Annotated in this window: 8 protein-coding genes, 2 pseudogenes and 1 riboswitch; of the genes and pseudogenes, 3 read left to right on the top strand and 7 right to left on the bottom strand. The window is 71.7% G+C overall.

Annotated features, from left to right (window positions below):
* Both AB0E96_RS30880 and AB0E96_RS30875 read left to right on the top strand, forming a co-directional pair.
* A pseudogene (locus tag AB0E96_RS30880) lies at window positions 1-267 on the top strand (ABC transporter ATP-binding protein); the annotation flags it as partial.
* Window positions 268-314: 47 nt separating this feature from the next.
* Window positions 315-2,873, top strand: coding sequence for an FtsX-like permease family protein (locus AB0E96_RS30875; RefSeq protein WP_359829073.1), 2,559 nt, complete (start codon window positions 315-317; stop codon window positions 2,871-2,873).
* A 178-nt stretch (window positions 2,874-3,051) separates the two neighbouring features.
* Here AB0E96_RS30875 and AB0E96_RS30870 read toward each other — a convergent pair whose 3' ends face one another.
* The 7 genes and pseudogenes from AB0E96_RS30870 to AB0E96_RS30840 all read right to left on the bottom strand — a co-directional run bounded on the left by AB0E96_RS30870 (window position 3,052) and on the right by AB0E96_RS30840 (window position 11,310).
* Window positions 3,052-4,419: an NAD(P)/FAD-dependent oxidoreductase gene (locus tag AB0E96_RS30870; protein WP_359829072.1), complete on the bottom strand. Its 1,368-nt coding sequence runs from the start codon at window positions 4,417-4,419 to the stop codon at window positions 3,052-3,054.
* 429 nt (window positions 4,420-4,848) lie between these two features.
* Entirely contained in the window at window positions 4,849-5,784 is a 936-nt protein-coding gene (locus AB0E96_RS30865) for a Ppx/GppA phosphatase family protein (protein WP_359829074.1), read from the bottom strand.
* Between the two features lie 173 nt (window positions 5,785-5,957).
* Window positions 5,958-6,473: pseudogene (locus AB0E96_RS30860) on the bottom strand (DUF501 domain-containing protein); the annotation flags it as partial.
* The gene (locus AB0E96_RS30855) at window positions 6,445-6,960 is read right to left on the bottom strand and encodes a septum formation initiator family protein (RefSeq protein ID WP_359829071.1); all 516 of its coding nucleotides are present in this window, start codon (window positions 6,958-6,960) and stop codon (window positions 6,445-6,447) included. The pseudogene AB0E96_RS30860 and the gene AB0E96_RS30855, both read right to left, overlap by 29 nt.
* A gap of 119 nt (window positions 6,961-7,079) precedes the next feature.
* Window positions 7,080-8,366 (bottom strand): phosphopyruvate hydratase, encoded by a 1,287-nt coding sequence (eno, locus tag AB0E96_RS30850; protein WP_359829070.1) that lies wholly within the window; start codon window positions 8,364-8,366, stop codon window positions 7,080-7,082.
* 316 nt (window positions 8,367-8,682) lie between these two features.
* Window positions 8,683-9,576: a transglycosylase family protein gene (locus tag AB0E96_RS30845; RefSeq protein ID WP_359829069.1), complete on the bottom strand. Its 894-nt coding sequence runs from the start codon at window positions 9,574-9,576 to the stop codon at window positions 8,683-8,685.
* Window positions 9,577-9,581: 5 nt separating this feature from the next.
* A riboswitch (cyclic di-AMP (ydaO/yuaA leader) is annotated at window positions 9,582-9,750 on the bottom strand.
* 210 nt (window positions 9,751-9,960) lie between these two features.
* A complete protein-coding gene (locus tag AB0E96_RS30840; protein WP_359829068.1) occupies window positions 9,961-11,310 on the bottom strand; it encodes a cytochrome P450 in 1,350 nt (449 codons plus the stop codon).
* 267 nt (window positions 11,311-11,577) lie between these two features.
* Between AB0E96_RS30840 and AB0E96_RS30835 the strand changes: the two genes are divergently transcribed.
* Window positions 11,578-12,000 (top strand): SDR family NAD(P)-dependent oxidoreductase, encoded by a 423-nt coding sequence (locus AB0E96_RS30835; protein ID WP_359829067.1) that lies wholly within the window; start codon window positions 11,578-11,580, stop codon window positions 11,998-12,000.
* Window positions 12,001-12,109 lie beyond the last annotated feature (109 nt).

Raw genomic sequence — 12,109 nt, 5'->3', positions numbered from 1 at the left:
TCCAAGCCCGACATCGTCTTCGCCGACGAGCCCACCGGCAACCTCGACTCCCGCTCCGGCGCCGAGATCCTCTCCTTCCTGCGCAACTCGGTGCGCGAACTCGGCCAGACCGTCGTCATGGTCACCCACGACCCGGTCGCCGCCTCCTACGCCGACCGCGTCGTCTTCCTCGCCGACGGCCGCATCGTCGACGAACTCCACCAGCCCACCGCCGACACCGTCCTGGACCGCATGCGCCGCTTCGACGCCAAGGGCCGCACCAGCTGACACACCGGCAGCCGTAGCCCGCTCACCGATTCCTCCCAGGACACCCCATGTATCGCACCGCACTGCGCAACGTGCTGGCCCACAAGGGCCGGCTGCTGATGACGGCGCTGGCCGTCATGCTCGGCACCGCCTTCGTGGCCGGCACCATGGTCTTCTCCGACACCTTCGCCAAGGCCATGCGGGACAACAACTCCAAGAGCTACTCGGACGTCTCGGTCCAGGTGGTGGACCGCGCCGCCGGCTCCGGCGCCTCCGCCCGGCAGAAGGCCGAGGGCGGCTCGGCCGCCCTCACCGACGCCACCGTCCAGCAACTGGCCGCCCTGCCGGGCACCGCCGCCGCCCGCGGCGTGGTCAGCGGCTTCACCGGGGTCGCCGACAAGAAGGGCGACCTGATCGGCCAGGTCTGGACCGCCAGGGGCGCCAACTTCGCGCCGGGCCAGGACGGCAAGGACCCGCGCTACGCCATGGTCGAGGGCCAGGGCCCGAAGACGGCCAAGGAGATCGCACTCGACCGCAAGACCGCCGACAAGGCGGGCTACAAGGTCGGGGACACCGTCCGGATCGCGGCCAACGGCCCGGTCATCGAGGCGAAGCTCACCGGGCTGTTCACCACCGACGACCCGGTGGTGAACTCCGGCGGCACGCTCACCCTGTTCGACAAGGCCACCGCCCAGCAGATCCTGCTGGAGCCCGGCCGCTACAGCAGCATCGTGCTCACCGCCAAGCCCGGCACCAGCCAGGACGCGCTGCTCGCCGAGGTCGAGCCCAAGGTGTCGTCCGGCCGCCAGTTCGACGTGGAGACCGGCGCCAAGCTCAAGGCCGACGAGCAGGAGCAGATCACCAAGTCCAGCAGCAGCCTGCGCACGATGTTCCTGGCCTTCGCCGGCATCTCGCTCTTCGTCGGCATCTTCATCATCGCCAACACCTTCACCATGCTGGTCGCCCAGCGCACCAAGGAGCTGGCCCTGCTGCGCGCCATCGGCGCCAGCCGCAAGCAGGTCACCCGGTCCGTGCTGGTCGAGGCCCTGCTGATCGGCACCGTCTCCGCCGTGACCGGCCTGCTGGCCGGCATCGGGATCGGCGCCGGGATGCAGTCGCTGATCGGCGCGATGAACGACAGCATGCCGACCGGCTCGCTGGTGATCAGCCCGGTCACCGTCGCGGTGACGATCGTGGTCGGCATCCTGGTGACGGTCGCCTCGGCCCTGCTGCCCGCCCTCCGCGCCGCCCGGATCGCCCCGGTGGCCGCGATGAGCAGCGGCGACCAGCCGGTGTCCCAGAAGAGCCTCGTGGTCCGCAACACGATCGGCTCGGTGCTCGCCGGCGGCGGCCTGGCACTGATCGGCTACGGCGCCTCCACCGGCAACGGCAGCGGCCGGATCCCGGTCGCGCTGGGCGCCTTCCTGACCCTGATCGGCGTGTTCGTCCTGCTGCCGCTGCTCTCCCGTCCGGTGGTCGCGCTGGTCGGCCCGCTGCTGCGCGGGCTCGGCGGGATGCCCGGCAAGCTCGCCCAGCAGAACGCGGTGCGCAACCCGCGCCGCACCGCGGCCACCGCCGCCGCGCTGACCATCGGTCTGACCCTGGTCACCGGGCTCACCGTGATCGGCGCCTCGGTCAACGACACCGTCGACCGGGCCGTCACCAGGTCGATGAAGGCCGACTACGTCGTCGGGGCCGCCAACGGCATGAGCCTGTCCGAGCAGGTGCCCGCCCAGATCGCCAAGGCCCCCGGGGTCGCCGTCTCCTCGGCGACGACCACCTCCGACTGGAAGCTCAACGGCACCTACAAGACGGTCACCGGCGTGGACGCGGCCGCCCTCGACAAGCTCTCCGACCTCCAGCTGACCAGCGGCTCCGCAGCCGACTTCGGCAACGGCCGGCTGCTGGTCGACGAGAAGGCCGCCGAGAAGCTGAACGTCACCACCGGCTCGGTCCTGAACGTGACCTTCTCGGACGACTCCACCGGGCAGCTCACCGTCGGCGGCGTGTTCCGGCCGGGCGGCACGCTCGGCTCGGTCGTGCTGGCCAACAGCGAGGTCGTCAAGCACGAACCGAAGCCCTACATCTCGGACGTCCTGGTCAAGGGGAAGGACGGCGCCACCGACGGCCTCAAGCAGGCGCTGAAGGACGCCACCGGCGCCAACCCGGTGATCGAGGTGAAGTCCAAGCAGGACATCCGGGAAGACTTCAGCCAGACCATCACCTTCGCGCTGAACCTGATGTACGGCCTGCTGGGGATGGCGGTCCTGATCGCGATCCTGGGCGTGGTCAACACGCTGGCGATGTCGGTCTTCGAGCGCAAGCGCGAGATCGGGATGCTGCGGGCGATCGGCCTGGACCGCGGCGGCATCAAGCGGATGGTCCGCCTGGAGTCCGTGGTGATCTCGCTGTTCGGCGCCGGCATCGGCCTGCTGCTCGGCTGCTTCATCGCCTGGGCGATCAACGGCACCCTGAAGTCCAGCCTCTCCGGCCTGACCACGGTCCTGCCGTTCGGCGAGCTGGCGCTGTTCCTGGTGCTGGCCGCGGTGGTCGGCCTGGTGGCCGCGATCTGGCCGGCCCGCCGGGCGTCCAAGCTGGACATCCTGTCGAGCATCAAGACCGACTGACCGGTCCAGGAACGAGAGAGGTCCCCTGCCGGAGGGTTTCGGCAGGGGACCTTCTACTTCTGTACTCCGCCCGGTCGCACGGCCGGCTGAGCACCACGGAGGTCGTGGTCCGGCAACGCTGCCGGGCGGAGGGCCTCCGACTCATACCCCGGTGCTCCCACACCGGGGTCTCAGTCGCTTACTTGCTGGCGAGTTCCTTGTCGGCGGCCGGCTTGGCGGCCTCGACGGGCTTGGTGGGCGGAGTGACCTCCTGGATCGGCAGCTGCGGCTTCTCCATCTGGGAGAGGCCGACCATCTCGCGCTTGAGGAACATCGCGAGCGTCCAGTCGGTGAAGACGCGGACCTTGCGGTTGAAGGTCGGCACCATGGCGCCGTGGTACAGGCGGTGGAACCACCAGGCCGGACGGCCCTTCAGCTTGTACTTGCCGAAGAGGATCGCCACGCCCTTGTGCAGGCCGAGACCGGCGACCGCACCCAGGTTCTTGTGCTTGTACTCCTTCTGCGGGAAGCCCCGCATGCCGGAGATCACGTTGTCGCCGAGGACGACGGCCTGGCGGCTGGCGTGCTGGGCGTTCGGCGGGCACCAGGCGCCCTCGCCCGCGGCGAGGTCGGGAACCTGGGCGTTGTCGCCGGCGGACCAGACGTAGTCGAAGCCCTGGACCTGCAGGGTCGGCGCGGTGTCGACGTGGCCGCGCGGGCCCAGCGGCAGGCCGAAGTCGGCCAGCACCGGGTTCGGCTTCACGCCGGCCGTCCACACGATGGTGGAGGCGTCCATCTCCATGCCGTTCTTCAGCATGACGTGGCCGTCGACGCAGGAGTCCATGGAGGTCTCGATGTAGACCTCGATGTTGCGCTCCTCGAGCTTCTCCTTGGTCCACAGACCGAGGTCCGGGCCCATCTCGGGGAGGATGCGGTTGGCCGCCTCGACCACCACGAAGCGCATGTCCTCGCGGCTGACGGTCTTGTACAGCTTGGCCGCGTCGCGGGCCATGTCCTCGACCTCGGCGACCGTCTCGATGCCGGCGAAGCCGCCACCGATCACCACGAAGGTCAGCGCCTTGCGGCGGATCTCCTCGTCCGTGGTGGACTCGGCCTTGTCGAGCTGGGCCATGACGTGGTTGCGGAGGCCGATGGCCTCCTCGACCGTCTTCATGCCGAGGCCGTTCTCCGCCAGACCCGGGATCGGGAAGGTGCGGGAGACCGAGCCGGTCGCGACGACCAGGTACTCGAAGGGCAGCTCGTAGCTGTCGCCGGCCGCCGGCTGGATCGTGGCCACCTTGCGGGCGTGGTCGATGCCGGTGACGGACCCGGTCAGCACCTCCGCCTTCTTGAGGGTGCTGCGCAGCGGCGCGATGAGGTTGCGCGGCGCGACACTGCCGCCGGCCGCCTCGGGGAGGAAGGGCAGGTACGTCATGTACGACCGCGGGTCCACGACCGTGACGGTCGCTTCGCCGTAGCGCATCTTCTTGAGGATGCGCATCGCGGCATACAGGCCGACGTAACCACCGCCGACAATGAGGATGCGAGGACGCTCCGTGGTGCTCATATCCGAAAGTATCCAGCACCGTCCGGAGCAGCCCTCGTGAGCCCGGTCACAAGTTGACGGACCCCCCGTGCTACACTGCGCGGCCGCAAAACCGGGCCCGGCACGGCGGCCCCCACCCCTGGGCGACCCCGCGCACGCGCACGCCGGAGCACCACCGGCCTGAGCAGCAACGATCCGCACAGGGTCCGGGTTCCCGCGCGTGATTTCGATTTTCAAACCTCGAACGAGCCCTGACCTGCGATCCCATGGGCCGCCCGGCCGACGGGCCTTCGGTCCCACATTTCGGACGTAGCGGGCGGGTCGATGCGGCGAATGACCGGATCGCCATGTGAAGAAATTCACGAACTTTCCCACCCGCGCTCGGGCGCGCCCCGGCCCCGGCCACCCGAAAGGGGTGCCGGGGCCGGTCCGGGTGGGCCCCGCGGGAGGTCAGCGGGCGATGCCCCAGGCGATGCCGTCGAGGATGTCGTGCTCGCTCACGACCACCTCGGCCGCGCCGGTGCGCTCCATGATCTCCAGCAGCTCCAGCGCCCCGGCCGCGATCACGTCCACCCGGCCCGGGTGCATCGACGGGATGGCCGCGCGCTCGGCGTGGGAGGCGGCCAGCAGCTCCCGGGTGATCTCGGCGACCCGCTCCCGGCCGACCCGCGAGTGGTGGATCGCCGCCGAGTCGTAGTCCGGCAGCCCCTGGGCGATCGCGGACACCGTGGTGACCGTACCGGCCAGGCCCACCAGGGTGCCGGCGCCGGTCAGCGGGACGACCTCCTCGGCCCGGTCCAGCTCGGCCCGCACGTGCGCCCGGGCGGCCGCGACCTGCTCCTCGGAGGGCAGCTCGGCATCGCCGAAGTACCGCTCGGTGAGCCGCACGCAGCCGATGTCGACCGAGCGCGCGGCCAGCACGTCGTCCGTGCCGAGCACGAACTCGGTGGAGCCGCCGCCGAGGTCGAACACCAGGTAGGGGCCGGGGAACTGACCACCGGTCAGCTCCTTGGTGGCGCCCACGAAGGACAGGTGCGCCTCCTCCTCGCCGCTCACCACCTCGGGCTCGACGCCCAGGGCGTCGCGCACGCCCTTGACGTACTCGTCGCTGTTCTCCGCGTCCCGGGAGGCGCTGGTGGCGACGAAGCGGACCCGGTCGGGGCCGACGCCGTAGCCGGAGATGATCTCCTGGTACTCCCGGCAGGCCGCGAAGGTGCGGGCCAGCGCGTCCGGGTGCAGCCGGCCGGTCCGGTCCACGCCCTGGCCCAGCCGGTTGACGATCATCCGGCGGTCCAGGTCGGTGATCTGCCCGGTCTCCGGGTCGAGGTCGGCGACCAGCAGGCGGATCGAGTTGGTGCCGCAGTCGATCGCGGCCACGCGGGTCATGGTCACTCGGACTCCCGCTCCGCGTCCGGGCCCTGCTCCGCCGTGTCCTCGGCGGCACGCTTCCTGGCGGCGCGCTCGGCGGTCTTCTGCCGCTTGGCGGCGATCACCGCCTCGTGGTCCTGTTCCTTGGCGCGGTTGCGGGCGACCCGCTCACCGGCGGCCTCGACCTCGGCCGGGGAGACGCACGGGCCCTTGGCCCACCAGTCCTCCAGCATGCCGATCGCCTCGTCGCCGAGCGGGTTGACGCCCTCGCCGGCCGCCAGCGAGTGGCCGACCAGCACGTGCAGGCACTTCACCCGGTCCGGCATGCCGCCCGCGCTCGGGAAGCCCTCCAGCACCTCGATCGCGTCGCGCCGGGCGATGTAGTCCTCGTGCGCCTTCTGGTAGGCGGCGGCCAGCTCCGGATCCTCGGCGAGCCGGGCGCTCTGGTCCTTCATCACGCCCTCCGCCTCCAGGGTGCCGATCAGCGAGGCGGCCTTGGGGCAGGTCAGGTAGTAGAGCGTGGGGAACGGCGTGCCGTCCGGCAGCCGGGGGGCCGTTTCCACGACGTCCGGGTTGCCGCAGGGGCAGCGGTGCGCCACGCCGCGCAGGCCGCGCGGCACCCGGCCGAGCTGGGCGGCGATGGCCGCGACGTCGGCGTCGGAGACGGTGGGGTGGTTCTCAGTGGTCATGGGGGGAGGTGTCTCCAACGGAGGACGGTGGGAGGGGAACAGGGGTGTCGGGGGCCGCCGCGGCGGCGGTGTCGGCGGCGTCCACCGAGTCCCAGATGCTGGCGTACCAGGGCTTGGCGGCCGTCACCTGGCCGGCGGCGGCGCCGTTCGGGGCCGGAGCGGCGCCGGCGGCGGACGAGGAGGGCTGGGCGGAGGCCTGGCCACCCGGGTCCACGGCGATGTACGGGGTCTCCCCCGGCACCGCGTAGTGCAGCCGGGCGCGGGCCTGCGCCTTGACGTACTCCGGGTCCTGCCAGCGGGCCTTCTCCCGGCGCAGCTGCTCGACCTGCTGGCGCGCGTGGTCGGCCTTCGCCCGCTGGGCGGAGATCTCGGCGCGCTGGGAGATGAACTGCCGCGTCGGGTAGGCGAGGATCGCCACCAGCGAGCAGAGCACCAGGACGAGGACGGTCGCCCGGCTCGTGAACCGGGGCCGGGCCGCCAAGCCCGGGATCCTCCAGCCAGCCATCTCCCGTATCCCCTCCTGGTCGCGACGGTGCCCCGCCGTCCACCCTACGGGGTGAACGGCGGGGCACCGGTCAGGCGTGCGCTAGCGGGAGCGCCCGGCCCTCGTGCTCGGCGCGCTGATCACTCGGCGGCGCGGAAGCGCGGGAAGGCGCCGCGGCCGGCGTACTCGGCGGCGTCGTCGAGGATCTCCTCGATGCGCAGCAGCTGGTTGTACTTGGCGACGCGCTCGGAACGGGCCGGGGCACCGGTCTTGATCTGGCCGCAGTTGGTGGCGACGGCCAGGTCGGCGATGGTGACGTCCTCGGTCTCGCCGGAGCGGTGCGACATCATGCAGCGGTAGCCGTTGCGCTGGGCCAGCTCGACGGCGTCCAGGGTCTCGGTCAGCGAACCGATCTGGTTCACCTTGACCAGCAGCGCGTTGGCGGTGCCGGTCTCGATGCCGCGGGCCAGGCGGGCCGGGTTGGTGACGAACAGGTCGTCGCCGACCAGCTGGACCTTGTCGCCCAGCTTGTCGGTCATGGCCTTCCAGCCGTCCCAGTCCGACTCGTCCAGCGGGTCCTCGATGGAGACCAGCGGGTAGGCGGCGACCAGCTCGGCGTAGTACTCGATGAGCTCGGCGGAGGTGAGCTCCTTGCCCTCGAACTGGTAGGCGCCGTCCTCGTAGAACTCGGAGGAGGCGACGTCCAGGGCCAGCGCGACGTCACGGCCGGGCACGTAGCCGGCCTTCTGGATGGCCTCGACGATGAGGTCCAGGGCCTCGCGGTTGGAGTCCAGGTTCGGGGCGAAGCCGCCCTCGTCGCCCAGACCGGTGGACAGGCCGCGCTCCTTCAGCACGCCCTTGAGCGTGTGGTAGACCTCGACGCCCCAGCGGACGGCCTCGGAGAAGGACTCCGCGCCGATCGGGGCGATCATGAACTCCTGGATGTCGACGTTGGAGTCCGCGTGCGACCCGCCGTTGAGGATGTTCATCATCGGAACGGGCAGGACGTGCGCGTTCGGGCCGCCCAGGTAGCGGAACAGCGGCAGGTCGCTGGCCTCGGAGGCGGCGTGCGCGACGGCCAGCGAGACGCCCAGGATGGCGTTGGCGCCGAGCGAGGACTTGTCCGGGGTGGCGTCCAGGTCCAGCATGGCCTGGTCGATCAGCCGCTGCTCGGTGGCGTCGTAGCCGACCAGCTCCGGGCCGATCTGCTCGATGACGGCCAGGACGGCCTTCTCGACGCCCTTGCCGAAGTAGCGGTTCTTGTCACCGTCACGCAGCTCCAGCGCCTCGAAGGCGCCGGTGGAGGCACCCGACGGGACAGCGGCACGACCCGTGCTGCCGTCGTCGAGGCCGACCTCGACCTCGACCGTGGGGTTGCCGCGCGAGTCGAGGATCTCACGGGCTACGACGACATCGATGGACGGCACGAGGCATCTCCTTGCGGAAGCAGGGTCCGGTCTGACGGTGGTGCTGTCAGCAGGACGATTGCGGAGTCGTTACGACCAGAGCCTAACCGCCCGGGCTCCCGGGGCCACCTCCGCCTCGGTCCCGTCTCAGCGTGTGGCCCCGCTACCCACCGGTAGTTCACCTGCTTGTCCCAGCTTGTCCCACCGGGAAGGGCGAATGCGGACGAAGGGGACCGGTAGGACCGGTCCCCTTCGGACGTCGGGGCGGAGCGGTGCCGGCGGAGGCGGTCCGGCCGCTCGAAGACACGAGGGCTCAGCGGCTCGGCGGCACGAGGGCTCAGCCGACGTGCAGCACCTGACCCGGCATGATCAGGTTCGGGTCGCCGCCGACGGTGGAGTGGTTCTGCTCGTACAGCGCGTGCCAGCCACCGGAGACGCCCTGGGCGGTGGCGATGGTCGACAGGGTGTCACCGGCGCGGACGGTGTAGTCGTGGCCGGCGGCCTGCGGGGCCTGCGGGGCGTACTGCGGCTGGGCGGCGGCCTGGCCGGCGTACTGCTGGTAGACGCTCTGGTGGCTGGTCCAGTACCAGGCGCCGTTGCTCTGGTACCAGTACACCTTGGCGTCGGCGTCCCAGCCGGCCTTGCCGGAGAAGCCCGGGGCCTGCGGCTGGGCCTGCTGCTGCGGGGCGGCCTGCTGGACCGGCTGCGCGGCGGGCTTCTGCGCCGGCTTCTGGGCGGCGGGCTTCTGGGCGACCGGCTTCTCGGCCGGCTTGGCGGCGGGCTTCGGGGCCTGCTGCTTGGGAGCGGACTGCGGCTTGCTGTCCGAGGAGGTGTCGACCGCGGCCGGGGCACCGCCCTTGGTCAGACCGGCCTTCTGCGAGCAGACCGGCCAGGCGCCCGGGCCCTGCGAGGCCAGCACCTTCTCGGCGACCGAGATCTGCTGGGCCTTGCTGGCCTGGTTGGCCTGCGGCGCGTAGGCGGCGCCGCCGTACGCCTTCCAGGTGCTGGACGTGAACTGGAGGCCGCCGTAGAAGCCGTTGCCGGTGTTGATGCTCCAGTTGCCGCCGCTCTCGCACTGGGCGACGGCGTCCCAGGTGGAGGCCGGGGCGGCGGAGGCGCCGGTGGCGGTGAGGAGCGGCATCGCGAGTCCGACGCCGGCCACACCGGCGACGGCGATGGCCTTCTCGGCCTGGGTGCGACGACGGTGGCGGCCAGTTCCAACGAACAGCATGAAGAGGTCCCTCTCCGCACGCCTGCGAGGTGAGCTGTCGGGTTCGGACCGGGAGGTGGCCCGGCCGCCGTGCGCGGAGACGACTCCGCTCGGGCGGCTTCACCCCAAGCCGTGGGGAGACGGCAACAAACCTGGTTCCCCCGCCCCTGCCCAGGGTTCTGGTCGGTTTCCCGTGGCGCGGCGGGCAGGATTCGGCGTTCCGCGTACGGGGTCCGCAGCTGCGAACTCCAGGGAGAGTAGACAGATCTTCAGATCAATCACAAGCTCATATCGTCGATATCACACGAGAATTACGGCCCGTGTCCGATCGCCTACCAACAGCGGCGTTATGTCCGGATTGATGGGTGTTCACACCGCACCCGACAGGCGATCGGCGACGTCCGGTCAGCCCTTCGCGGCCTCCGAAGGAGCCTGCGGAGACGTGGCCGGAGAACCGGTCGGAGGGGCGTGCGGGGAGCGGCTCTCCGGGCTGAATTCCACCGGCAGTTCGCGCAGCCCACGCATGATCAGGCCGCCCCGCCAGCGCAGGTTCTCCGGGCTCTCCGCGAGCCGCAGGTCCGGCAGCCGGGAGAGCAGCGTGGCCAGCGCGGCCCGCCCCTCCAGCCGGGCGAGCGGGGCGCCGATGCAGTAGTGGATGCCGTGCCCGAACCCCAGGTGGGGATTGTCCGCCCGGGCCAGGTCCAGGGTGTTCTCCGCCGCGAACCGGGCCGGGTCGCGGTCCGCCGCGGCCAGCACCACCAGCACCGGATCGCCGACCGGGATGTCCACCCCGCCGATGGTCAGCGGACTGGTCGCGAACCGCCAGGTCGCCAGCTCCACCGGCCCGTCGTAGCGCAGGAGTTCCTCGATCCCGGTCTCCAGCAGCGCGCTCTCCCCGCGTGCCACCGACTCCTGCAGCAGCCGGCGCTGCTCCGGGTTGCGCAGCAGCGCGTACGTGCCGTTGCCGATCAGGTTCACGGTGGTCTCGAAACCCGCGAACAGGAGGATGAAGGCCATCGCCGCGGCCTCGTTCTCGGTCAGGTGCTCCCCGTGGTCACTGGCCCGGATCAGGCCCGAGATCAGGTCGTCCCCGAGGTCCGCGCGCTTGCGGTGGATCAGCTCCAGCAGGTACGCCCGCATCCGCTTCACCGCCCGGCCCACGCCGCCGCGCTGCCCCCCGCCGTGACGGATCATCATCCCGGCCCAGTCACGGAAGTCGTCCTGGTCCTCGGCCGGCACCCCGAGCATGTCGCAGATCGCGTAGATGGGGAGCGGGAAGGCGAACTCGTGGATCAGGTCCGCCGAACCGCGCTGCGCGAAGCCGTCGATCAGCCGGTCGGTGAGCTGCTGCACCCGCGGCTCGAACTCGGCCACCCGGCGCGGGGTGAACGCCTTGGACACCAGCCGGCGCAGCCGGGTGTGGTCCGGCGGGTCGATGTTCAGCAGGTGGGTCATCAGGTCCGCCTGCCGCTCCCCCGGGATGCCCACCCGGCCGGTGCGGTGCGCCTGCTCGCTGTGGTGCGCCGGGTTCTTCGACAACCGGCCGTCCGCCAGCGCCTGCCGGGCGTCCGCGTACCTGGTCACCAGCCAGGCCTCCACCCCGCTCGGCAGGGTGGTGCGGTGCACCGGGGCGTGCTCGCGCAACCAGGCGTAGGCGGGGTACGGGTCGGCGGCGAACTCCCAGGTGAACAGCTGTGGGGCGGGGGCGTCGGACGGCGAGGCGGCGGGCCGGGCGGGGTCGGGCTGAGCTGGCATGGACCGACCGTATCCGGTGCACCGGGCCCGCCCCCGCTCCGGCGGGCCCGCCCGGCCCCCGACACCTCCGCCGCGGCCTCCCGCGCCCGGGCGTGTACACGCCGTGGGCCGGTCGTGGGCGGCTCTTGGCCGACTCTTGGCCGCAGGACGGGCGTGAGCCTGGTCACCTGAGGGGTAATCCCTGTTGCGGAGGGTCAGGACGTGCCTACGATCCTCCGCAGTACGCGTGGGCGCCGGTGCGGTGTCGTCCACAGGGAGGAGCAGGCCATGCGGGTCAGCGGGTCAGTCGTCGTCATCGCGGTCCTCGACGGCGGGTCGGGCGCGGGCCTCGCCCGCCGGTTCGCCGCGGCGGACGCCGCCGGAATGCTGATCGCCGACCAGTACGTCGGCGTCGCCGAGGACCTCGCCGCCGAACTCGACCGGCCGGGCTGCCCCGTCGTCGGCGTCTGCGGCGACATCCGCCGCCCCAGCGACGTCGCCGCCCTCGTGGACACCGCCGAGAAGCACCTCGGGCCGATCGACCTGTTCGCCGTGGCCGGCCCGGCCGGCGAGCGGATCATCTCGCTGACCGACCTGCCCGACCACCTCGACCTGGAGCGGCTCGCCGAACTCGTCGTCCTCGTCGGCGAGGCCATCGGCGAACTCGTCCCGCCGCAGCGGCGCCCGGAACACGCCGCCACGGCGGCCTGACCGCCGACCGGCCGGCTACCGGCCGTCCGGTTCCCCGCCCGCCGCTCCGTCCGGCTCGAGCCCTTCGGCCGCGCGCACCGCGTCCCGGTAGCCGCGCGCGCCCGACCGC

The organism is Kitasatospora sp. NPDC036755, assembly GCF_040636595.1.
Taxonomy (GTDB): Bacteria; Actinomycetota; Actinomycetes; order Streptomycetales; family Streptomycetaceae; genus Kitasatospora.
The sequence above is the reverse complement of the archived record's forward strand: the minus strand, read 5'-3'. Positions and strand labels throughout refer to the sequence as shown.